Raw genomic sequence first — 21,681 nt, forward strand, 5'->3', positions numbered from 1 at the left:
CCCCGTGCCGTCTCCTTGTACTTGACCTTCATGTCGGCCGCCTCCTGGAGGACCTTCTTGACCTGCGGTTTCAGGCTCATCTCAGTGATCGGCAGCGATGCCAGGGACTTGCCAGGGACTTGCCAGGGACTTTTCGGTCTCGGCCGTGAGCGGCGAGCCAGGAGTCCATGGCGGCGAGCCCGCGCTTGCCCGCTTCCGGCATGAAGTGGGCGTAGTGGTCGAGCGTGATCTTCGGTGAGGAGTGGCCGAGCCACTCGGAGAGGCTGACGATGGACTCGCCTGCTTCGAGCTGCACGCTGGCGTAGGTGTGACGGAGGACGTGGAACATGTCTTCGCGGGACACCTCGAAGACGGGGTACCTGCGCATCCGATCACCCTGCCGCTTCACCTTCTCGCCGACTACCTTGATCAGGCCGGCGGACGCGAGCGCCGGCTTCCAGGAGCGTTCGTTCCAGGTGTTGTACTTGATCGGGTTGGCGCGGGATGTGGTGAGGACGAGATTCACGGTCACGGGCTTCCGCTGTCGGGTTTCCAACGCCGTCTTGGGGGCCTCGGCATTGCGCCAAGGGAGCGTGCATGCGACGGAGGGGAAGCGCCGGAAGTGCTCCTGGGCGCGGCGAGCCGGATTCGGGGAGAGCGGAGCCGGCCTCGTCTTCTGGCCCTTCGGAAGGCAGAAGTACGGCCGTCCCTTCTCGTCCCATCGAAGCTGCCGCCGAATGTGAATAACCCCTGACGAGAAGTCGAAGTCTTCCTCCGCCAGCCCAAAGGCTTCGCCTTGGCGGAGACCGGCTCCGAGCCCAACGTCGACTGCCAGGTGATACCGCTCCTGAAGGCCGGCCCGTACGGCATCGACCGTGGAACGCCGCCATGCCTTTGCCTTCTTCTTGACACGTTGACACGCCTCGGTGCCTTGACCGTGCGGAACTGCTTGCATGGGCTCCTGAGAAGACGTTTGTCGTCGACCGCCGCATTGAAAATTGTCGTCAGGTGGATTCAGATCACTTCGGCAGTGGATACCTCGACCCGCGAGAGAAGCTGCCCCTTGAAGGTGCGGAGCACCGATGCATCGATGTCGCACAGCGGAATGGAACCAAGCAGCGGGACGATGTGGTTCCAAATCCGACTGCGCATCGGTGCGGCGGTGGACGGTTCGTCGGAACGGCTGGGCCACCAGTGATCTTCGATGTAGTCGGCCAGAAGAACTGTGCCGTCCCGCGGGTCCACGAACTCCCCACGCCTGGTGTCCGTCTGCGCGGACGCCAACCACTGCTTCGCATCCTCGGCCGTCGCGAACGACCGGTCCTGGATCACGGGGATGCCCTTGACGCGGTAGCGCATCCCCTTGCCGTACTGGGCGGTGCGCTCGCGCTTGCCGGACTCCTTGTTCGGCCGCTTCTCGCTTCTTGAGCCATCGGTCTTCTATGCAGCCAGGCACTGGTGTTGCTGCTCCACTGTAGGTACTCGCGAAGGGTTCGCCGGTCGGTCGGTGTGAACCTGTCGCGGAGCGGGTTCTTATCCCGCGTTCGCAGATGAATTTCAAAAACTTGGCGAGCGCTACGGGGAGTGGCTACGCCTTAGCGGTGCGCACACGATGCTGCGGCCGCCTGGCCAGAGGGTTCAAGGCAGGGTTTGAGCGAGCGTCTGCCAATTCCTGCGCGGTGATCCACTCGTCCAGGGCTGATATGCGGTACATGACCCGTCCGCCCATCCGGAAGCTCGGCGGGCCTTGGCGGCGATGCCGCCATACATAGAGGGTATTGGGGATATGCACGATATGCACAGGTATTCGGCCGCCATTGGGAGAGCCAGGAAGGCCGGCTTCGGGTGTGGTGCTGTCACGTCCGTCATGTAGACCCCGCTTCAATCGGCAGTGGGGCCACTGTGTACAAGGATGACGGCTTGGCGATGCCGGAGATCGGTGATAGCGGGAAGCGTCAGGTGGGCGGCCCCAGCCAGGACACGAGTGTGGGACTTCCCGGTCGGCTTGTGCGTGAGGAGCCTGATGACGGCTGCAACCGGGCTGGTGTCGTGTCTGCCGAGGCTCAACGTCCGATCAGCGAATATCGGGCGGTGTGCCCCCGGCGACGCGGGGGATCGCCCGAGGCAGGTCACAGCATCTCCGGTCCGGTGATCTCTGACCAGTGTTTTTGCTGGTCAGCGTCACTGTAACTCGTAGAGGCCGAGTTGCGAGTGTGACCTTCTCTGGGCGGACCAATGCTGACCCGATGCTGCCTTTCCTGACTGTCTGTCAGGTTTGGTGAAGCCGTGAGCCACCACCCTTGCCGGAGTCCAGCCCTAGTGCCGGTCGAGGGGGGACGGCTGCGCTGCCACTGTGTTGTCCGTGTGGGTGGGCGGATTGGTGGCGCGGGGTCCGGCGTCCGACCGGTCAGTGGATGTCGTGCCTGGCGGGCCCCGGTACTGCCGGGTATTTCCTCCGGCCGTGCGGGTCCACTGCTTGGTGCCGAATCAGGCTGCACCCGACAGTTCGAACTCTACCGCATCGCGTTCATCTGAGATCGGCCGAGGAACCTGCTGTGGCTGGCTGGGGGCTGATGGTTGGCGGTTGACTTGGACTCTTGGTTGGCCGTGATCCTTAGTAGTGTCTGGCTCGTGATCATGTCGTTGAGAGCTCGTCTCTGGCCGGTCGGGGAGTCTGCGGGCCGGGCGCGCACGGCCGGGACCGAGGTGTTCATCCAACAACTGGGTCTCAGCACCGTTGAGTTGCCGATAACGGCGGCCTTCGGCCCACAACGGCTCCCAGTAGGCGGCGGTATCGGTGGTCATGGCTCTCCTTCAGAGGTCGATGCAGTGCTGCCGGGCGTTCTGCAGGTCGTGCACTCACCCGACCAGGTCCTGGAGCGGGCGCCCAGATGCCCGAGGGTCATCCATCGCTTCTGCTGTGGGCGTGACCCAAGCGGAAGCCCTGTCCGCTGCGGCCGAACCACGAGTGATCGACCGCAGCGCCAGCGGTGCTGCCAACCGCCCATGAGGCCAACGGTGACAGCTTCAACTCGTCATCTCCGCATGAGCCCCGGTGGTGCGGCGGTGCGCACCACATCCCCTTCGATGTAGGCCGTCTCGCCGGTAGCGAGGGCCTGAAGCCCAACCAAGGTCCGGAGCCTCCCCTTGAGCGTCAGCTTGTCGATGCCTTGCAGGGTGGGAAGCACGCGCACCTCAGCTCGTGGGGCGCGGTAGGTGAGCTGCTCGACGTCCTTGCGGGGCATCGGCTCGGTTGCCAGCACGTGGGTGAAGACCGTCCTTCGGCGCATCTGTACCCAGGCCAGCGCGACGCGCCGCACCAAAGGGAGGCCGCCCGGGGCGCTATGGAACCGGGACAACGCCGCCAAGATCACCGTTGCACTGCTGCGCGCTGAGGCCGGGAGATACCCGCACGATAAGGCGCTGCGCGAGCTCGTGGCGGCGACTGCCCCCGTGGAGCCGCTGCCGATGAAACCGATGCCGGCGGAGGTCACCGCGGAGGCTGTACGCCTCCTCGCCGAGCTGGCCTCCGGCGCGCTCATGCCTCCGCTCGAGCGCTACGGCATCGACTCCGTCGAGGAGGCGGTCAAGCGGCTGCGGAGGGGAGGCGGTCGGCAAGGTGGTGCTCGACCTCGCCTGCGACGGCGCATCAGTCGTGGAGGGAAATTGCCAACGCTGTCGCCGGGTTGGTCCTCTCTCGCGGTGACGCGGGGAGGGTGTCGCAGCACGGCCTGTAGGTCGCCACGAAACTCGTGGTCCGCCAGAGTGCGTCCCCGCTGAGGCGCTGAGCGCGGCCCCGCCGTCGAACCGAGCGCGGCATCCGGCGCGACTCAGGTATTCCCCACTGTCCGTCAAGGCGACTCTTCGCCAAAGGTGTGGGGAGTCATCGAAAATCTTTCGAGTATTGAGCCGAGAATATTGCGCAGAAAGCGTTGACCGGACTCCGTCAAGCGCTCCATTATTCCTACGCCCGAAGTTCCGGCCGCTGTTCGGTATATCGACCAAGCTTCGCGCTGGCCCGGCCTGAGCCGTACGGCCGGCCAATCCCGCTTCACCGCATGCACACCAGTCGAGCCGCAATGGAGTTGCCGATGCACTTGACGCAACGTCACCGCACCCGCCTCTTACGCCGCCACGCCTGTGGGGCCCTGCTCATCGCCCTGCTGACGGCGTTCTTCGCCGTGCCCGCCAACGGAGCGACACCGGCGGCCACCCCCCGGCAGGACCTGCCGGGCAGTTTCCGATGGTCGTCCACGGGGCCGGTGATCTCACCGCAGCAGGACGGCAGTAACTCCGTCGCCGTCAAGGACCCGTCGGTGGTCCAGGACAAGAACGGCAGATGGCACGTCTTCATGACCACCGCTGCGCGCGGCTCCGGTGACTGGAGCCTGGCCCAGACCAGCTTCTCCGACTGGTCCCAGGCCGCCGGCGCGAAGCAGACCCACCTGGAGACCGCTTCCCATATCGGCCCCGGCTACCGGGCCGCCCCGCACGCCTTCTACTTCGCCCCCAAGGACGAGTGGTATCTCGTCTACCAGACCGGCCTGCCGTCGTACTCCACCACCAAGAACATCAACGACCCGACCAGCTGGTCCGCGCCGAAGAACCTCATGAACAGCATGCCCGACGTCGTCCGGCAGAACATGGGCAACGGCAACTGGCTCGACTTCTACGTGATCTGCGATGACGCGAAGTGCTACCTGTTCTCCGCGGACGACAACGGCCACGTGTACCGGTCCGAGACCACCGTCGCCAACTTCCCGAACGGCTTCGGCAACACCAAGATCGTGCTCCAGGACTCCCGCTTCGCGCTGTTCGAAGGAGGTGCGGTCTACCGCGTCAAGGGCACCAACACCTACCTGATGATCTGGGAGGCCATCGGCAGCGACGGTAACCGCTACTACCGCTCCTTCACCTCCAAGGGCCTGACCGGTACCTGGCAGCCGCTCGCCGCAACCGAAGCCAACCCCTTCGCCCGGTCCACCAACGTCACCTTCCCCGGTGGCGCCTGGACGAAGGACATCAGCCACGGCGAGCTGATCCGCGCGGGCAACGACCAGACCATGACCATCGACCCCTGCCACCTCCGGCTTCTCTACCAGGGCCGGGACCCCAACTCCGGCGGCGAGTACTCGCAGTTGCCCTACCGCCTCGGCCTGGCCTCCCAGACCGGTTCCACCTGCTGAGACCTCCCTGTCCCCCACGCAAGGAGTCACGCATGTCGTTGAAACGACGTACCTTCCTCGGCCTGACCGCGGCCGCGGCAGCGGGCCTGAGTGCCCCACTGCTCGGCTCCGCACCGCACCGTGCCTATGGTGCCGAACTGGCGACCCGTAACGGGGAGTTCGCCGTCGGAGTGCGCCAGTTCAACTGGAGCCGCGGTGCCCGCTCGCTGTTCACCAAGGTCTTCTACCCCACGCCCGGCACCCCCGGCGGCGCCCCCGTTCCCAACGCCCCGCTCGCCGACGGTGTGTTCCCCGTCGTCGAGTGGAGCCACGGCATGGGCGGCAACTCCGACTCCTACGCCTCGCAGACCCACGCGATAGCCTCCGCCGGCTTCATCTGCCCCGCCCCCTCGTTCTCCGACAACACCAACCTCGGCTCCGTCTACGGAGGCGAATGGTCGAAGGACGTCTCCGAGGTCATCACCCGGACCCTGGCGCTCAACGACGCCACGGGCGGTCCCTTCACCGGGCACATCGACACCGCGGCCGGCGTCGGTGTCTCCGGGCACTCGATGGGCGGCATGACCACCCACGGCCTGGTGACCGCCTGGCCCGACGACCGTATCGCCGCCGCAGTCCCGGTCGCCTGCGTGGACATGGGCGACCCCGCCGCCTCGGTCGGTGCGGGCGTGCTGTTCATCCACGGCGACAGGGACCCGACCTGCGACTACGCCCTGGCCCGGCGGGCGTACGGGGAGCTGCGCGCGCCCAAGGCGTTCCTCACCCACGTCGGCGCTGACCACGCCGCGTACCTGAATCCGGGGTTCCCCACCTTCGACCGGACTCAGAACACCCTCGTGGACTGGTTCCGCTGGCGTCTGTACGACGACACCGCCGCCCGCGACCGCCTCCCCGGCGACGCCACCGGCGACGGCACCCGCTGGGAAGCCGCCCTGGCCTGACGGCCACCGGCCGTACGAGGACATGCCCTGCACGGACCCACCCCCACCAGAGAGGGATCCGCTATGACCGACAGATCCTCCAGAAGGCGCGCCCCGCGACGCGCCTCACGACGCACCCGGTCGACGATCACCGCCGCAGCGACCGGTGTCTTGGCGGCAGCGGCCGTCCTGGCGTTCGCCCCCACCGCTCAGGCCGCTGAAACCCTCGGTGCCGCGGCCGCCCAGAGTGGCCGGTACTTCGGTGCCGCGGTCGCCCCCCACCTCGGCGAGACGGACTACGAATCCACGCTCAACCGGGAGTTCTCCAGCGTCGTCGCCGAGAACGCGATGAAGTGGGATGCCACCGAGCCGAGCCCGGGTCAGTTCAACTTCAGCGGTGGCGACGAACTCGTCGCCTACGCCAAGCAGCGCGGCAAGTTCGTACGCGGCCACGCCCTGGTCTGGCATTCTCAGCAGCCCGGCTGGGTCCAGGGACTGACCGGCGACGCCCTGCGCCAGGCGATGCGCAACCACATCACCAAGGTCGCCGGCCACTACGCGGGCAAGATCGACTCCTGGGACGTGGTCAACGAGGCGTTCGAATGGGACGGCAGCCGACGCCAGTCCAACCTCCAGAAGCAGCTCGGCAACGGCTGGATCGAGGACGCCTTCCGCACCGCGAAGGCAGCCGACCCCAAGGCCAAGCTCTGCTACAACGACTACGGCACCGACGGCATCAACGCCAAGAGTGATGCCATCTACCGTATGGTCAAGGACTTCCGCGCCCGCGGTGTACCGATCGACTGCGTCGGCTTCCAGAGCCACCTGGCCTCGAACTCCGACCTCAGCACCTACCGGCAGAACCTCCAGCGCTTCGCCGACCTCGGCGTGCACGTGCAGATCACCGAGCTCGACGTCGGCGGCTCCGGCACGGCACAGGCCAATGTGTACCGGCAGGTCACCCAGGCGTGCGTGGCCGTCGCGAGATGCAACGGCATCACCGTGTGGGGCGTCACCGACAAGTACTCCTGGCGCGCCCAGGAAACCCCGCTGCCCTTCAACGGCAACTATCAGAAGAAGGAGGCGTACGGCGCGGTCCTCGCGGCACTGAACAGCGCAGCGAGCTGAAACCGGCCGGGGCCCGGCGGCCGTTCCGCCGGGCCCCGCATCCGCACGCAACACGTGCCGTTCGTGGTCCGGGGTGTTCACGAGTAGGTACAGCCTGCGGCGACGAGGCGTCCCCCGGCCATGACTCCGGCGAAGCTGCCGATACCGAAGGCAAGCAACAGCCAGGTGCGGTCGGAAGCGCTGGCATGAGTGAGGTGACCAGGATGCTGCCAAGGTAGGTGTAGACCGCGAATGTTCCGACCACCCGCAGGGTGGTCGTCAGCATGGCTGTGGGTACCCGCCCGATGCGGATGGCCGTGAGCCGGTCGCGGATGCCGGTCCCCGCGGAGCCGGGCAGGGGCGGAAGGGTGAACCACAGCCCGACCGCGGTGATGAGGGCCAGGAGGACGACGAAGGCGAGGGCCCACCGCCAGGACGACAGGTTTCCGATCGCGTTCCCCAGGGGGACGCCGAGAGCGATGGCGCTGGTCATGCCCGCGTACACGATCGCCAACGCCCGGCCGCGTCGCTCCGGCACGGCGATCCGCGCAGCCACCGAACATCGCTCGACTGCAGCTCCTCGGCGAGCATGGCGAGCTCGATCCCGCAGCCGAGCCGCTTGTCTCGTGGACGACGAGGGGCATGGCGGGGCCGGAGGAGTGGATCTCCCCGGCGAGCTTCACCGCGGCCTCCAACTCCGGGCGGCTGCCGGCATCTATGAAACACGCGGAGGCGAAGTCGGCCTATCGCCGCCGATCTCCACGTTCCGTCGGCTGGTCAGCGGTGGGGCCGGAGTCGGGCCGGCGCCGGGTGGCGTGGAGGGAACCGAGCAGGTTGAGGGAGTGGGCGCTGGGGCTGCCTGGTTCGGCATGGTAGATGACGAGCTGCTGGCCGGGCGTCTCGCGTACGTCGAATGCTTGATAGGTGAGAGTGAGCGGGCCGACGTCTGGGTGGAGGAGGTGTTTGGCGTCCTGTGTTTTGCCTCGCACGGTGTGGGACTGCCAGAGGCGGGTGAAGTCCGCGCTGTGCTCGGTGAGGGTACGGACGATTTCGCGCAGCCGTGGGTTGTCCGGGTCGAATCCGGTTGCCTCGCGAAGGTTGGCAACGGTGGCGTGTGCTGCCCGGTCCCAGTCCGTGTAGAAGTGGCGGCCCGCAGGGTCGAGGAAGGTCATGCGGGCCAAGTTGTCCGCCGGCTCGAACGGGGCGTAGAGGGCATCGGCCAGGGCGTTGACGGCGAGGAGGTCCAGGGTCCGGCTCATGACGAACGCTGGAGTGTTCGGGTAGCCGTCCATCAGCTGTCGTAGCGCCGGGCTGACCCGCTCGGCGGCGTGGAGGGAGGGCCGTTCGCTCGGCGTGGCCCCGGCCAGCCGGTACAAGTGCGCGCGGGCGTCCGCGTCGAGGCGCAGCGCGCGGCTCAGCGCGTCGATCACCTGGGGTGAGGGCTTGCGTTCGCGGCCTTGTTCGAGGCGGGTGTAGTAGTCGGCGTTCACGCCGGTCAGGACGGCGACCTCCTCGCGGCGCAGTCCGGCGACTCTGCGGGCCCCGTAGCTCGTCATGCCGACGTCCTGCGGCTGCAGGCCGGCGCGGCATGCGCGCAGGAAGTCTCCCAGGTGGTTGTCGTCCATGTGGCCAGGCTAGGCGGCGGCCCGGTGTGCTGCCCGGGTGTGGCACACCCAGGCAGCACGCGCCCTGGTTGGTGGCCGCTGACCTGCCCAGACTCGGTGGAGCGGGATGGACCGCACCCTTCGAGGAGAGGAGTCCGCCATGGCCGGGACCGTGGAGAGCGACCACGTCGACGTGGTCGGAACGTGGGTGACCGCGGATGGCCACATCCGTCAGCAGCTGCTGCCGGACGGCCGCTACGACGAGGCCCGCGGCGAGCGGCGCAGCGCGTACACCGGCCGGTACACGGTGACCGGCAGCCACCTGGACTACGTCGACGACACCGGGTTCACCGCCACAGGCGACATCCGGGACGGAGTGCTCTACCACGAGCACCTCGTGCTCTACCGGGAGCAGACGTCGCCGTAGAGCAGGCCGGGCCGCGGCCGCCCTGGCCACCGGGGGGCGCATCCGCCGTCGGCGGACCAAGAAGCCCCGACACAGCAGCCAGCCAGTCAGCCAGTCGGCCGGTCAGCATCAACGAGAACCGCAGTCAGCGTCAACGAGAACCAAGGACCATATCCATGACCGGACAACGACTTGACGGCAAGGTCGCGCTGATCACGGGCGCGACCGGCGGCCTCGGCACAGCGACCGCCGAACTCTTCGCCCGCGAAGGCGCCCGGCTAGTGATCACCGATGTCGCCGACGGCCCCCTGCGGGACCTGTCCCAACGGATCGGGGCACGCGGCACAGAGGTCGTCGCTGCCCGCCTCGATGTCTCCTCCGCGGGGGAGTGGGACGAAGTGATCACCGTCGTACGCGACCGGTTCGGAACGCTGGACGTGCTCGTGAACCTCGCCGGCATCCTGGACTGGCCAGGCATCGAGGACACACAGGAAGAGGCGTGGGACCGCGTCATCGACGTGAACCAGAAAGGCACCTGGCTCGGCATGAAGGCGGCGATGCCGCTCCTGCGTGCGAGCGGCAACGCCTCGGTGATCAATACCTCGTCCGTACTCGGCCTGGTGGGAAGCGGCGCGGCTGCGGCCTACCAGGCGTCCAAGGGTGCCGTGCGCCTGCTGAGCAAGACCGCCGCGGTCGAGTACGCCCGGCAGGGAGTACGGGTCAACTCGGTGCATCCTGGGGTGATCGCCACGCCGATGATCCAGGACCTCCTGGACGACCAGGGCGACCGGCAGCCGGACATCCAGCGCACTCCCATGCGCCGGGCCGGGCGCGCCGACGAGGTCGCCCCCGCGATCCTCTTCCTGGCCTGCGACGACTCCTCGTTCGTCACCGGCTCGGAGCTGGTGGTCGACGGCGGCCTCACCGCGCACTGAACGGCCCGGCCGTGCGACGGCCACGACGGTCTGCCGTGAACGCCGCACCCCGTGAGCGCGTCAACGTGCTACGGCTCCTGGACGCTCTTCCCGGACCCCGAGAAAGTCCGGGAGCACATCGAACTCCAACTGTATTCCCGGACGCCTCCAGCTTCTCGGTCTTCTTCCGGAACGCGACGGGCATGCGCCCGGGCGCATGGCGGGCGATGGTGGCCGCGGAGTGAGGAGGGTGTGTGCGAGAAGGGCGCCCGCATCCGTGTTCACGGAGCGGTACGCCCTCGAGATCGCCGGAAGTCCGTGCCCGCCTCGCCGCACAGACGCCACCGGGCCCATCCGCGAGGCTCGACACGGCGGTGCAGTGCCCTCCGGTGACGACACCCCGCGGACCGAGGTGCAGGGTCGAACCGCGAATTCTTGAGCGATCGATCCAGATACGTTACGGTGAGGCCATGGCAAGGACCCGGGAGTTCGACACCGAGGCGGCGGTGGCCCGCGCCATGGACCTGTTCTGGACGCGCGGCTACGAGGCGACCTCGGTGCGCGACCTGGCCCAGCACCTGGGGATCGGGCAGGGCTCCCTGTACGCGGCGTTCGGCGGCAAGGACGGCCTGTACCGGGCCGCGCTGGAGCACTACCGCACCACCCTCGCGGCGGCAGCCCTGCGCACCCTGGAGGAGGAGGCGGACGCCCGTGCGGCGGTCCGCACGCTGCTGACGGAGCGGATCCGCATCGCCGTCGACCGCGACGGCCAGGGCTGCCTGGCCGTCAACGCCGTCTGCGAGCGGCTGCCCCAGGACGCGGCCACCCGGCGCACCGTGCGCGACATGCAGGACGCGAGCCGGGAGGCGTTGGGTGAGGTGCTGCGGGCCGCGATGGAGCGGGGCGAGATCGCGGCGCGGTACGACCCGCACACGCTCGCCGCGTTTTTGGTCACCTTCCTCAACGGACTGCTGGTCTCGTCGAAGATCACACCGGACATGTCCACGCTCCGGCCCCTCGTGGACGTCGCACTGACCGCGCTCGACTGACGGCCGCGCACCCTCGGCCCGGGCGTTCCTCATACCCTGATTCTGTAACGCTCGCTAAAGAAAAGCTTGTCCCGGTTGGCCACACCCATCCCAGACAGGAAGCGCCACGCCATGCTCCACGACCACACCGCCACACCCCTGCGCACCAGTCGTACCGCCGTCAACGGAACGAGCCTGCACCACCGCACCGGCGGATCCGGCCCCGCCGTGGTGCTGCTGCACGGCGTGCCCAAGACCGGCTACCACTGGCGCCACCTGGTCCCGAAGCTGACGCCCCACCACACCGTCGTCGTGCCCGACCTGCGCGGTCTTGGCGACTCCGCCCGCCCCGCGGGGGGCTACGACTCCGCGACGATGAGCGACGACATCGCCGAGCTGATGGCCCGGCTCGGGCACGAGACCTACGCGGTGATCGGCGAGGACTGGGGGGCCGTGATCGGCTACCAGCTCGCCGCCCGCCACCGCGCCCACGTCACCGCCCTGGTCCTCGCCGAGGCGCTGTTCCCCGGATTCGGCTTCGAGGACCACACGGCCCTCACCTCCCAAAACGTCTCCAGCGGCATGCACTTGTGGCACCTGGGCTTCTATTTCCAGCCCGACGTACCGGAGATGCTGATCAGCGGGCATGAGCGCGAGCTGATCACCTACATGATCAAGAATGAGCGCAGCCATCCCGACACCGCGACCCCCGACGCGATCGAGGAGTATGTGCGTTGCTATTCCCTGCCCGGCGGCATCCGCGCGATGCTCGCGATCTACCGGGCGATGCTCATCGACGCCGAACAGAACCGGCGGGCCGCTCGGGAGAAGCTGGACATCCCGGTCCTGGCGCTGGGCGGCTCTGCCTTCATCGGCGAACGCAACGAGTCCCAGGCACGGCTCGTGGCCCACGACGTCACCGGACACGTCTTCGACGCGGGCCACGACCTCGCGGAGGAGGTACCCGAGGAGATGGCCGACGTGGTCCTGCCGTTCCTGGCAGCGCAGCGGTAGCAGGGCGGACACGCCTTCGTGGCCGGCACCCGACCGGCCGTGCGGTGTTGACGCCGGGCGACGCGAGGGCGGGTACGCAGCGAAAGTCACAGCGTCGATTGCGGCGCCCGTCCCGTGTCCGCTCACTCGTTCGGCACAGCGGCGACGCGCGACAGCCGTGGGCGCTGTGTGACTCGAAGGGGCACGGCTCCGGGGTACCGGTTCAGCTGAACGTGCGTCGGTAGGCCCGCGGGCTGACGCCGGTGGTGCGTTTGAAGCGGTCACGGAAGGCGGTGAGTGAGCCGAAGCCGACCTGGGAGCCGATGCCCTCCACGGAGTGCTCCGTGGTTTCCAGCAGGTGCTGGGCCTGGCGGATGCGGGCCCGGTGGAGCCACTGGAGCGGGGTGGTGCCGGTCTGGTCGCGGAAGCGCCGGATCAGGCTCCGGGTGCTGGTCCCGGTCCGCTCGGCGATGTCGGCAAGGGGGGCCCGGGCCCATCATGGCGCGGGTCATGAGATGCCGGAAGGGGAGAAATGTTCGAGTGCTCCGTACGAGGTACGGGGTTTGCGCCGTTCGGAGCGACTGATCAGCCGGCTGGCTCACCGGGACAGGTAGCACACCAGCGCCGACTGATTGATCACCAAAACCCTGCCTAGACGGCCGGGGTCTCGGCCGTGTCAGGTGACAGCGTTGGGTCAGCGGGGTGTACCGATGAGGGCGCTGTGATGCACTCCGGCACGTGCCCCGGGCGCGAGCCGTTACCGAGTGCTGTGCAGGGTGAGGGTGCCATCCGTTCAATGCGGGTCGAGCGGGCCGAGTAGCCAGACCCCCGTCGATGTCGGCTCCTCGTTGAAGTAGTACTCCCGGATCGCATCCAGCATCTCGTCGCGGCTGATCAGTCCGTCCGCGTCCCGGTCCAGGCGGCCGAAGACCTCCCGGGCATCCGCCTCCGGCAGCCCCATCAGCGCGCCGGTCCAGCGCACCTGCTCGTCCCGGGTGAGCTTGCCGTCGCCGTCGGTGTCGGCGATGTCCATCAACGCGTCGAGGAAGGGCACGTACCCGGCGTCGAAGGAATCGGGGGTGACCAACAGGCCGGCGGCGAAGGCCGCCTGGTATTCGGTCAGGTCGATGCGGCCGTCGGCATTGGCGTCCGCGGCCTGGGCCAGCTGCTGCCACACCTCGTCGCTGAGCTCACGCAGATGCCCCAGTTCCGGGGCGTCGGCGCTCAGATGAAAGGCGGCCGCGAGGCGATCGCAGGCGGCCTGGAAGTCAGCCCGATCGACGTAGCCGTCGCCATCGGTGTCGAACGTCTGGAAGCGGCGGGCGAGCTTGCGCCGCAGGAAGGGGGACATGCCGGCAGATGCGTCCATGGCCCCATCCTGCGCGCGGAACCGGCTCGTCAGTAGGCCGGGCAGCCCAGCAGCCGGGTACACCGTGCTCGCTGCTTGGGAGCACACGATCGGACGTATGCGCGGCGATCCGGTCTTAGCGGATCAGCGTGCTGGCTGCTCCATCTCGCGGGCGCACGGCCCCCGGCCGCAGCCTCCGCGTCGCCTGGCCTGCCCAGGCGGACGACGGCGATGGCAGCGCCGAGGCGGAGCAGGTACTGCGGCGCTTCACCCGCGGCGGCCCCAACCACCCCGCCTACCAAGCCCTCGGCGGGCCGACAACAGTCAGATGACCGTGTTCCTTGGGCCAGACGGGGCTGCCCCCAGGGGACATGAAGCGCTGTCTGCGACCAGTCACCAGCCGGTTCGCCAGGGACATCCCAGGGACTTTTCAGGGACTTTCAGCTCTGTCACAGGGACTTCCGAGGGACGTTCCGCCGTACAGAAGGGCAAGCCCGTGACAGCGCTGAAAGGTGCGAACTGCGTGGTCAGGACGGTGCGTTCAGCACTCGATGACGTTGACCGCGAGGCCGCCCCGTGCCGTCTCCTTGTACTTGACCTTCATATCGGCGCCCGTCTCCTTCATCGTCTTGATGACCTTGTCGAGGGAGACGTGGTGGCGGCCGTCGCCGCGGAGGGCCATGCGGGCCGCGGTGACGGCCTTGACCGCTGCCATGCCGTTGCGTTCGATGCAGGGGATCTGGACGAGGCCGCCGACCGGGTCGCAGGTGAGGCCGAGGTTGTGTTCCATGCCGATCTCGGCGGCGTTCTCGACCTGCTCGGGGGAGCCGCCGAGGACCTCGGCGAGGCCGCCGGAGGCCATGGAGCAAGCGGAGCCGACCTCGCCCTGGCAGCCGACCTCGGCGCCGGAGATGGAGGCGTTCTCCTTGAAGAGCAGGCCGATGGCACCGGCGGCGAGGAGGAAGCGGACGATGCCGTCGTCGTCGGCGCCGGGGACGAAGTTGAGGTAGTAGTGCAGGACGGCGGGGATGATGCCGGCCGCGCCGTTGGTGGGCGCGGTCACGACCCGGCCGCCGGCCGCGTTCTCCTCGTTGACGGCCATCGCGTACAGGGTGACCCACTCCATGGCGTGGGCGTTGGGGTCGCCCTGGGCGCGTAGGGCCTTGGCCGCCGCGGTGGCCCGGCGGCGGACCTTGAGGCCGCCGGGCAGGATGCCCTCGCGGGACAGGCCGGCGGCCACGCACTGCTGCATCACCCGCCAGATCTCCAGCAGGCCGGCGCGGACCTCGGCCTCGGTGCGCCAGGCCGTTTCGTTCTCCAGCATCAGGGCCGAGATCGACAGCCCCGTCTCGCGGGTCAGGCGCAGCAGTTCGTCGCCGCTGCTGAAGGGGTACTTCAGTACGGTGTCGTCGAGCACGATGCGGTCGGCGCCCGCCGCGTCCTCGTCGACGACGAAGCCGCCGCCCACCGAGTAGTAGGTCTTCTCCAGCAGCGGAGTGCCGTGCGCGTCGTACGCGGCCAGCGTCATGCCGTTGGCGTGGTACGGCAGGGAACGGCGGCGGTGCAGGACCAGGTGGCTGTCCGCGCGGAAGTCGATCTCGTGGGCGTCGCCGAGGTCCCGGCCCAGCAGCCGCAGCCGCCCGGCCGAGTTGATCCGCTCGACGTCCCGCTCCGCCTCGGCGACGTCGACCGTGTGCGGCTCGTTGCCCTCCAGGCCGAGCAGGACGGCCTTGGGGGTGCCATGGCCGTGGCCGGTGGCGCCGAGGGAGCCGAAGAGCTCGGCCCGTACCGATGCCGTCTGGGCCAGCAGTCCCTCTTCTTTCAGGCGGCCGACGAACATGTGGGCGGCCCGCATCGGGCCCACGGTGTGCGAGCTGGACGGGCCGATGCCGATGGAGAAGAGGTCGAACACCGAGATGGCCACGGGCGGGCTCCCTTGTCTGCGCGCGGGTGGGTGTGCCGGGGATATGAGATCGCCGTGTCGGCCACACTGTCACTGTTTCTGACTACGCAACGTATATCTTTATGCGCAACAGCTTTTCTTGCGGGGCAAGGGTTGTCAAGGGGAGGGCGCACTACCGGCCGCTGCCCTGCGCCCTTCGCTCCGTCGTCGGACGCCGCGCCGTCAGAACGCCGAGTCGTCCCACTGGTTCAGCAGCGCTTCGTCCGTGTCTCCCGCGGCCTCGGCCGCCGGTCCGCTCAGGGACTGCTCGGTCCAGATGACCTTGCCCCGGGCCGTGTACCGCGTGCCCCAGCGCTGGGCGAACTGCGCGACCAGGAAGAGGCCGCGACCGCCCTCATCGCCGGTCTTCGCGCGGCGCAGGTGCGGGGAGGTGCTGCTGCCGTCGGCGACTTCGCAGATCAGGCTGTCGCCGTCGAGCAGCAGGCGGAGACGGATCGGTTCGGCGCCGTAGCGGACGGCGTTGGTGACCAGCTCGCTGATCAGCAACTCGCTCGTGAAGGCCGCCTGCTCCAGCCCCCAGGCTGCCAGCCGGCGGGTGGCCTCGGCGCGGACCCGCGGGACGGCGGCGGGATCGCTCGGTACCTCCCAGTCGGCGACATGGTCCCGGTCCAGCAGTCGGGTCCGGGCGATGAGCAGCGCGACATCGTCCCGGGGGCGGGCAGGCAGCAGCGCGTCGAAGACAGCCTGGCAGGTCTGCTCGGGGTCCCGGTCCGGGTGGCCCAGGGCGGTACGCAGGAGCCGCAGTCCCGTGTCCATGTCGCGGTCGCGGTCCTCGATGAGTCCATCGGTGTACAGCACCAGTTGGGAGTCTTCGGGAAGGTACAGTTCGGCGGTCTCGAACGGCAGGCTGCCGCCCAGGCCCAGCGGCGGGGACACCGGTACCTCCGGGAACCCCACGGTGCCGTCGGGGTGCACCAGGGCCGGGCCCGGGTGGCCGGCCCCGGCCAGCGAGCACTTTCCGGAGACCGGGTCGTAGATCGCGTACAGACAGGTCGCCCCGGTCACGCCGGCGTCGGCGCCCTCGGGGTTCTCGTCCTGGTCGATCCGGGTGACCAGCTCGTCCAGGTGGCCGAGCAGCTCGTCGGGCGGCAGGTCCAGCGTGGAGAAGTTGTGCACCGCGGTCCGCAGCCGGCCCATCGTGGCCGCGGCGTGCAGGCCGTGCCCGACCACGTCGCCCACCACCAGCGCCACCCGGGCACCGGGCAGCGGGATGACGTCGAACCAGTCGCCGCCCACCCCGGCGTGGGCCGGCAGATAGCGATGGGCCACCTCGATGCCGGAGTGCTCGGGCAGGCCGTGGGGCAGCAGGCTGCGCTGCAGCGTGACCGCCATGGTGTGCTCGCGGGTGTAGCGGCGGGCGTTGTCGATGGAGACCGCCGCACGGGCGGCCAGCTCCTCGGCGAAGGACAGCTCTTCGGGCTCGAAGGGAGTGTTCTCCGAACGCCAGAAATTGGCCGTACCCAACAGCACCCCGCGTGCCTGCAGCGGTACCGAGATCAGCGAATGAATGCCGTAGTCCAGGACTTGCTGGGCGCGCTCCGGGTGCTGGGTGCGCCAGCCCTCGGAGGCGGCCAGGTCCGGTTCGAGTACGGCGTGCCCCCTCGCCACGGCGGTGGCGATCGGGTGGGAGGGGACAAAGCTGATCAGCTCGCCGACCGGAATGAGGGGCTGGTCGTCACGGATGCCGCGGATCACCGTGCGGCGCATCTCGGTGTCGGTGCCGTCCGGCTCCTCCCCGCGCAGGACGGCGTCCAGCAGCTCGACCGTGGCGAAATCGGCGAACCGGGGAACCGCGACCTCGGCCAGCTCCTCCGCGGTGCGCACCACATCCAGCGTGCTGCCGATCCGCGCCCCGGCGTCGTAGAGCAGCTGCAGCCGCTCCCTGGCCACCTCCGCACGGCCCGCCAGCGCCCGCAGTTCGGTGGTGTCGCGCAGCGTGGCCACGCTGCCGGACCGGTCGCCGTGCCCGTCGACCGGCCGCAGGTTGACCGCCAGCAGCCGGTCCCCGGCCAGGTGTACCTCGTCGGTGGCGGTCCGGCCCGACGCCAGCAGCTCGGCGGTGCCCGCTTCCAGGCCCAGCTCGGAGATCTGCCGGCGCTCCGCGTCCGCCGGAAGGTCCAGCAGTCGCTGGGCCTCGTCGTTGGCCAGCAGCAGCCGGCCGTCACCGCTGATGACGAGCACGCCCTCCCGGACCGAGTGCAGGACCGCGTCGTGATGCTCGTACATCCGCGTCATCTCGGCCGGGTCCAGACCGTGTGTCTGTCGCCGGAGTCGCTGGCTGACCAGCGCCGATCCGCCCGTGAGCAGTAGCAGCGCGCCGACCGCCGAACCGATCAGCAGCGGCAGCTGGTCCATCACCTTCGCATTCACGCTCTTGACCGTGATGCCGACGGACACCAGCCCGACCACCTTCCCGTCGGTGTCGAAGACGGGAACCATCGTGTCCACGGCGCGGCCGACGCCGGGCGTGTAGGAGGTGGTCTGGTACACCTTGCCGCGCAGCGCCGGGGCGTAGGTGCCGACGACGTGCTTGCCGATCCGGTCCGGGTCGGGGTGGGTCCAGCGGATGCCGGCCGTATTGAACGCGATGATGTAGTTGACCTCGGACTGCTTCCGGGCTTCCTCGGCGCGCGGCTGCAGCAGTGCGCTGGGGTCGGCGGATTTCATGGCGCTGAGCGTCCCCGGGGCGTGCGCGAAGGTCTCGGCGCCGACGCGCGAGCGGTCCCGGGCCTCCTGCAGACTCGAGCCCCGGGCCTGCAGCACGAGGGCCGTCACGGCCGCGCAGACAAGCAGCAGCACGACCGCCAGGTGCAGAAGGAACACCTGGCCGGCAACGGTCCGCGCGCCTACGAGGGAGCGCAGGCGCGCTCTTGGCGACGACCGGCGCCGGACATCCCGTCCGTCCTCGGACGGCGCCATGGAGGACAGTCGGAACTTGGACATATCCATACATCCAGTATGCTCGGCGAGGGTGAGGGGTTCGGTGAGCCGCGAGGCGGGCGGCGCCGTGGTGAGGCGAATGGGTCCGGCAGACAGCCGGCCGGCCCCCTGACGAGGCCGGCCGGCTGTCTGCCGCGTCCCGCGCTGCCGTACGGCGTCAGGATCCGTGCCGTTACGGCGCCAGGACCCTCCGGACCGACAGCGTCAGGTCGTTCGGACGTGCGGCGTCAGGATCCGCCGAATCCCCCTTCCCGGACGGTCTCGCGGTGCTCTTCGCCGGCCGGCGTGTGCTGCGTGGAGGCGGCGGGCAGGGAGCTGGTCTCCGCCAGGGTCCGGCCGCGCGTCTCCTCGGCCCAGAGCACGGACACCAGCCAGCCCACCAGGGTGATGCCGGCGCCGATCAGCATGGTCGGGCCGATGCCCAGCTTGCTGAGGGAGATCGGCAGCAGATAGGTGCCCGCGGCGGCGCCGACGCGGCTGATGGACGTGGCCACGCCGCCCGCCGTCGCCCGGATGCTGGTGGGGAACAGCTCGTTGGGATAGGTCCACTCCAGCACCGTGGGCCCGCCGGAGAAGAGGGCGTAGGCGCAGAAGCAGGCGATGACCAGCGCGAAGGGCACCGAGGAACCGCCGCCGAGGATCAGCAGCGGGATCGCCATCAGGGCGAACGACCAGACGATGACCGGGCGGCGGCCGATCCGGTCGACCATGCGCAGCGCGGGGATACAACCCAGTACGAATACCACGCTGATCAGGGCCGAGCCGAGGTTGCCCTCGTTGCCCTTGCCGAGGCCGAACGAGCCCAGAATGGTGGGTCCGAAGGTGAGCAGGGCGAACATCGGCGTGATCTGACACATGTAGAAGAGACCGCAGAACAGCGTCCGCCGCAGATAAGTACCGTGGAACAGGTCGCGGAACCGGTGCTGCTGCAGCGCCTGCTCGGTCGCCGCGGCGGCGAGCAGTTCGTTGGTCGAAACGGTACGGCCGAGCGCACGCTTGATCGCCTTCTGGGCGTCCTCGGTGCGGCCCTTGTTCACCAACCACAGAGGTGATTCGGGCGTGCCGATCCGCATCAGCAGGATCACCGCGCTCAGGACGGCGGAGGAGGCGAGCATCCAGCGCCAGGTGCCGTTGCCGCCGAGCTCGGCCATCGCGTATCCGACCACGTACGCGGCCGCCGCGCCGATGTACCAGGCGAGGATGAGGATGCCGAGCAGCCGGCCGCGGTGCTTGTTCGGCACCCATTCGGCCAGCAGTGACGTGGCGATGGGATAGTCCGCGCCGATGGCAACGCCCAGTATGAAACGCAGGATGACGACCTGCCAGGTCTCATCGGCGAACACCGACAATATCGATCCGCCGACCAGTACCGCCAGGTCGATGGTGTACATCGCCTCACGGCCGAGCCGGTCGGTGACGGCGCCGAAGCACAGCCCCCCGATGAAGATGCCGACCAGGGCGGCGGCGCCGATGAGGCTCTCGTCGCCGGTGGTCAGGTGCAGCTCGTTGCTCATCCCGATCAGCGAGACACCGATGATGCTGAGCAGGTAACCGTCCAGGAACGGGCCGCCGGCGCAGGCCCAGGTCAGTTTTCGGTGGAATGGGTTCAGGGGCGCCTCGTCGATGGCACGGATGGACATGTGACCTCCTGGGATCGGGGACGGGGGACCGTGCGGGCCGTGCGTCGGCCGCGCCTCCGAGGCTTGTCAGAAGCCGTGCTGAACGCGACGTCGCAGGCGGTGCAGGCGGTGGTGCACGCTGGGGAGGTGTTGCGCATAAGAACACGCGTTTCTGCATACGCAACGGAACCTTGAGAGAGCGTTCACGTCAAGACCGGTCGCCGAAGATCTACAAGCTCGTGGGAAAGTCCGAGTTCTGGGTGTCTTGACAGCGATTTGAGGGCACCCGCAGACTGACGTTGCGCTGTTGCGCGTAACGCAGTCCGTTTCGCTATACGCACCGGAGTGCCATATGATTCCCGCATGCACTCTCGCGGATCTGCCGCGAGGCGAGGCCCATCGGCTCGACGTCGAACCGCCCATCTCCGTGTTCCACACCGAGGACGGCGAGATCTTCGCGATCGACGACACCTGCACGCACCAGGACGCCTCGCTCGCCGACGGCTGGCTGGAGGGGTGCGAGGTGGAATGCCCGCTGCATTCCTCGAAGTTCGACCTCCGGACGGGAGCCGTCGACGCCCCGCCGGCCCGGCGCCCGGTCCGCACGCACGAGGTCCTCATCGCGGACGGCATGATCTATGTACAGCCGTCCACGGAAGCGCCCAACCTGCCGCCCTGTGTCGCGGCGCGGCTCACCGCACGCTCGGCGTGATCATGTCCGCGTGATCACGTCTGCGTGATCACGCCCGCGTCCTCGTCCTGTGGCGAGCGGCCCCGCGGCGGGCGGCCCTGAGGTGGGCGGCTCCGTGGCGGGCGGCCTTGGGTGGGTGGTCGTGCGGCGAGCGGCGCACAGCCGCTCAGCCCAGGTAGCCCATCCGGTGGCTGATCTCTTCGGCGCCCTTGAGCAGCATGGGGGCCAGTTCCTGCATGCGCTCTTCGGTGAACCGGTACGCCGGCCCCGAGGCGCTGAGTGCCGCGATGACGTCCCCGTCCCGGTCCCAGACCGGCGCGGCCATGGCGTGGAGACCTATCTCGAACTCTTCCAAGGTCATCGAGTAGCCACGCTTGCGTACCTCGGTGAGGTCCTTCTCGAGCTTGCTCTTCGCGGTCAGCGTGTGCGGGGTCACCTTCCGCATGCCGGCCTCGGACAGGAGCGCGGCGCGCTCCTGGGCGGGCATGTGGGCGAGCAGGATCTTGCCGCTGGAGGTGGCGTGCAAGGGGGTCAGCTGGCCGACCCAGTTGTGCGCGGTGATGGCCCCGGGGCCGCGCACCTGGTACAGGTTGATCGCGTAGTGCTCCTGCATCACGGCGATGTTGACGGTCTCGCCGATCTCCTCGGCGAGCCGCTGGCAGACCGGACGGCCCTGCTGGGTGATGTCGATGCGTCCGGTGACCGCGCCGGCCAGGCGTACGATGCCGAAGCCGAGGCGGTACTTGCCGCGCTCGCCCGCCTGCTCCACCATGCCGCGCGCCTCCAGGGCGCCGAGCAGCCGGAAAGCGGTGGATTTGTGTACATCTATCTCGGCGGCCACCTCGCTGACCCCGGCCTCGTCGCGTTGGGCCAGAATCTCCAGCACGGTGATGGCGCGGTCGACGGATTGCACGCCGCTGGCCTGTGAACCTGTCGTACCTGTTGTTTCCTTATCTGGACGGTAGTTGCTCATGGTGCAACTA

At 68.8% G+C, this 21,681-nt stretch carries 18 protein-coding genes and 1 pseudogene; 8 read left to right on the forward strand and 11 right to left on the reverse strand.

Annotation, left to right across the window (positions count from 1 at the left end; genetic code table 11):
• Positions 1-76 precede the first annotated feature (76 nt).
• The 3 genes from ACIGXO_RS24930 to ACIGXO_RS24940 form a co-directional block, all read right to left on the reverse strand.
• The gene (locus ACIGXO_RS24930) at positions 77-934 is read right to left on the reverse strand and encodes a site-specific integrase (protein ID WP_399790886.1); all 858 of its coding nucleotides are present in this window, start codon (positions 932-934) and stop codon (positions 77-79) included.
• Between the two features lie 59 nt (positions 935-993).
• On the reverse strand, positions 994-1,338 hold the full coding sequence (locus ACIGXO_RS24935; protein ID WP_399790889.1) for a hypothetical protein: 345 nt from the start codon (positions 1,336-1,338) through the stop codon (positions 994-996).
• A gap of 1,676 nt (positions 1,339-3,014) precedes the next feature.
• Positions 3,015-3,473, reverse strand: a complete 459-nt coding sequence (locus ACIGXO_RS24940; protein ID WP_399790892.1) for a hypothetical protein — start codon at positions 3,471-3,473, stop codon at positions 3,015-3,017.
• Between the two features lie 597 nt (positions 3,474-4,070).
• Between ACIGXO_RS24940 and ACIGXO_RS24945 the strand changes: the two genes are divergently transcribed.
• From ACIGXO_RS24945 to ACIGXO_RS24955, 3 genes are all read left to right on the forward strand, one after another.
• Positions 4,071-5,165: a non-reducing end alpha-L-arabinofuranosidase family hydrolase gene (locus ACIGXO_RS24945; protein WP_399790895.1), complete on the forward strand. Its 1,095-nt coding sequence runs from the start codon at positions 4,071-4,073 to the stop codon at positions 5,163-5,165.
• Positions 5,166-5,197: 32 nt separating this feature from the next.
• Complete coding sequence (locus ACIGXO_RS24950) at positions 5,198-6,106, forward strand: alpha/beta hydrolase family protein (RefSeq protein ID WP_399790898.1); 909 nt, start codon at positions 5,198-5,200, stop codon at positions 6,104-6,106.
• A gap of 63 nt (positions 6,107-6,169) precedes the next feature.
• Entirely contained in the window at positions 6,170-7,213 is a 1,044-nt protein-coding gene (locus ACIGXO_RS24955) for an endo-1,4-beta-xylanase (protein ID WP_399790901.1), read from the forward strand.
• On the opposite strand, the gene ACIGXO_RS24960 is transcribed toward ACIGXO_RS24955, so the two are convergent.
• Both ACIGXO_RS24960 and ACIGXO_RS24965 read right to left on the reverse strand, forming a co-directional pair.
• On the reverse strand, positions 7,143-7,748 hold the full coding sequence (locus tag ACIGXO_RS24960) for an MFS transporter (protein ID WP_399790905.1): 606 nt from the start codon (positions 7,746-7,748) through the stop codon (positions 7,143-7,145). The genes ACIGXO_RS24955 and ACIGXO_RS24960 overlap by 71 nt on opposite strands.
• A gap of 187 nt (positions 7,749-7,935) precedes the next feature.
• Entirely contained in the window at positions 7,936-8,817 is an 882-nt protein-coding gene (locus ACIGXO_RS24965; RefSeq protein WP_399790908.1) for a helix-turn-helix transcriptional regulator, read from the reverse strand.
• Between the two features lie 139 nt (positions 8,818-8,956).
• Here ACIGXO_RS24965 and ACIGXO_RS24970 point away from each other — a divergent pair, with 139 nt between their 5' ends.
• The 4 genes from ACIGXO_RS24970 to ACIGXO_RS24985 all read left to right on the forward strand — a co-directional run bounded on the left by ACIGXO_RS24970 (position 8,957) and on the right by ACIGXO_RS24985 (position 12,158).
• A complete protein-coding gene (locus ACIGXO_RS24970) occupies positions 8,957-9,223 on the forward strand; it encodes an Atu4866 domain-containing protein (protein WP_399790911.1) in 267 nt (88 codons plus the stop codon).
• Between the two features lie 155 nt (positions 9,224-9,378).
• Entirely contained in the window at positions 9,379-10,137 is a 759-nt protein-coding gene (locus tag ACIGXO_RS24975) for an SDR family NAD(P)-dependent oxidoreductase (protein WP_399790914.1), read from the forward strand.
• Positions 10,138-10,586: 449 nt separating this feature from the next.
• A complete protein-coding gene (locus ACIGXO_RS24980) occupies positions 10,587-11,165 on the forward strand; it encodes a TetR/AcrR family transcriptional regulator (protein ID WP_399790918.1) in 579 nt (192 codons plus the stop codon).
• A gap of 111 nt (positions 11,166-11,276) precedes the next feature.
• Positions 11,277-12,158, forward strand: a complete 882-nt coding sequence (locus ACIGXO_RS24985) for an alpha/beta fold hydrolase (protein ID WP_399790921.1) — start codon at positions 11,277-11,279, stop codon at positions 12,156-12,158.
• A gap of 202 nt (positions 12,159-12,360) precedes the next feature.
• On the opposite strand, the pseudogene ACIGXO_RS24990 reads toward ACIGXO_RS24985, so the two are convergent.
• From ACIGXO_RS24990 to ACIGXO_RS25010, 5 genes and pseudogenes are all read right to left on the reverse strand, one after another.
• Positions 12,361-12,618, reverse strand: a pseudogene (locus ACIGXO_RS24990) (helix-turn-helix domain-containing protein); the annotation flags it as partial.
• A 312-nt stretch (positions 12,619-12,930) separates the two neighbouring features.
• A complete protein-coding gene (locus ACIGXO_RS24995) occupies positions 12,931-13,506 on the reverse strand; it encodes an EF-hand domain-containing protein (RefSeq protein WP_399790924.1) in 576 nt (191 codons plus the stop codon).
• A gap of 520 nt (positions 13,507-14,026) precedes the next feature.
• Positions 14,027-15,409, reverse strand: coding sequence for an L-serine ammonia-lyase (locus ACIGXO_RS25000; protein ID WP_399790927.1), 1,383 nt, complete (start codon positions 15,407-15,409; stop codon positions 14,027-14,029).
• Between the two features lie 201 nt (positions 15,410-15,610).
• Positions 15,611-18,271, reverse strand: a complete 2,661-nt coding sequence (locus ACIGXO_RS25005) for a SpoIIE family protein phosphatase (RefSeq protein WP_399790930.1) — start codon at positions 18,269-18,271, stop codon at positions 15,611-15,613.
• A gap of 344 nt (positions 18,272-18,615) precedes the next feature.
• Entirely contained in the window at positions 18,616-20,028 is a 1,413-nt protein-coding gene (locus tag ACIGXO_RS25010) for an MFS transporter (RefSeq protein WP_399790933.1), read from the reverse strand.
• A 331-nt stretch (positions 20,029-20,359) separates the two neighbouring features.
• Between ACIGXO_RS25010 and ACIGXO_RS25015 the strand changes: the two genes are divergently transcribed.
• Positions 20,360-20,719, forward strand: coding sequence for a bifunctional 3-phenylpropionate/cinnamic acid dioxygenase ferredoxin subunit (locus ACIGXO_RS25015; protein ID WP_399790936.1), 360 nt, complete (start codon positions 20,360-20,362; stop codon positions 20,717-20,719).
• Between the two features lie 145 nt (positions 20,720-20,864).
• Here ACIGXO_RS25015 and ACIGXO_RS25020 read toward each other — a convergent pair whose 3' ends face one another.
• On the reverse strand, positions 20,865-21,671 hold the full coding sequence (locus ACIGXO_RS25020) for an IclR family transcriptional regulator (RefSeq protein WP_399790939.1): 807 nt from the start codon (positions 21,669-21,671) through the stop codon (positions 20,865-20,867).
• Positions 21,672-21,681: the final 10 nt, after the last annotated feature.

It is taken from the genome of Streptomyces sp. NPDC053542, from assembly GCF_044544685.1.
GTDB lineage: Bacteria > Actinomycetota > Actinomycetes > Streptomycetales > Streptomycetaceae > Streptomyces.

What these genes read in the sequence shown, in the direction of transcription:
- ACIGXO_RS24935 (WP_399790889.1), bottom strand. Translation starts at nt 1,338, where the DNA reads ATGCGCTACCGCGTCAAGGGCATCCCCGTGATCCAGGACCGGTCGTTC.
- ACIGXO_RS24930 (WP_399790886.1), bottom strand. Translation starts at nt 934, where the DNA reads ATGCAAGCAGTTCCGCACGGTCAAGGCACCGAGGCGTGTCAACGTGTC.
- ACIGXO_RS24975 (WP_399790914.1), top strand. Translation starts at nt 9,379, where the DNA reads ATGACCGGACAACGACTTGACGGCAAGGTCGCGCTGATCACGGGCGCG.
- ACIGXO_RS24965 (WP_399790908.1), bottom strand. Translation starts at nt 8,817, where the DNA reads ATGGACGACAACCACCTGGGAGACTTCCTGCGCGCATGCCGCGCCGGC.
- ACIGXO_RS24955 (WP_399790901.1), top strand. Translation starts at nt 6,170, where the DNA reads ATGACCGACAGATCCTCCAGAAGGCGCGCCCCGCGACGCGCCTCACGA.
- ACIGXO_RS24985 (WP_399790921.1), top strand. Translation starts at nt 11,277, where the DNA reads ATGCTCCACGACCACACCGCCACACCCCTGCGCACCAGTCGTACCGCC.
- ACIGXO_RS25010 (WP_399790933.1), bottom strand. Translation starts at nt 20,028, where the DNA reads ATGTCCATCCGTGCCATCGACGAGGCGCCCCTGAACCCATTCCACCGA.
- ACIGXO_RS25020 (WP_399790939.1), bottom strand. Translation starts at nt 21,671, where the DNA reads ATGAGCAACTACCGTCCAGATAAGGAAACAACAGGTACGACAGGTTCA.
- ACIGXO_RS24970 (WP_399790911.1), top strand. Translation starts at nt 8,957, where the DNA reads ATGGCCGGGACCGTGGAGAGCGACCACGTCGACGTGGTCGGAACGTGG.
- ACIGXO_RS24980 (WP_399790918.1), top strand. Translation starts at nt 10,587, where the DNA reads ATGGCAAGGACCCGGGAGTTCGACACCGAGGCGGCGGTGGCCCGCGCC.
- ACIGXO_RS25015 (WP_399790936.1), top strand. Translation starts at nt 20,360, where the DNA reads ATGATTCCCGCATGCACTCTCGCGGATCTGCCGCGAGGCGAGGCCCAT.
- ACIGXO_RS24945 (WP_399790895.1), top strand. Translation starts at nt 4,071, where the DNA reads ATGCACTTGACGCAACGTCACCGCACCCGCCTCTTACGCCGCCACGCC.
- ACIGXO_RS24995 (WP_399790924.1), bottom strand. Translation starts at nt 13,506, where the DNA reads ATGGACGCATCTGCCGGCATGTCCCCCTTCCTGCGGCGCAAGCTCGCC.
- ACIGXO_RS24950 (WP_399790898.1), top strand. Translation starts at nt 5,198, where the DNA reads ATGTCGTTGAAACGACGTACCTTCCTCGGCCTGACCGCGGCCGCGGCA.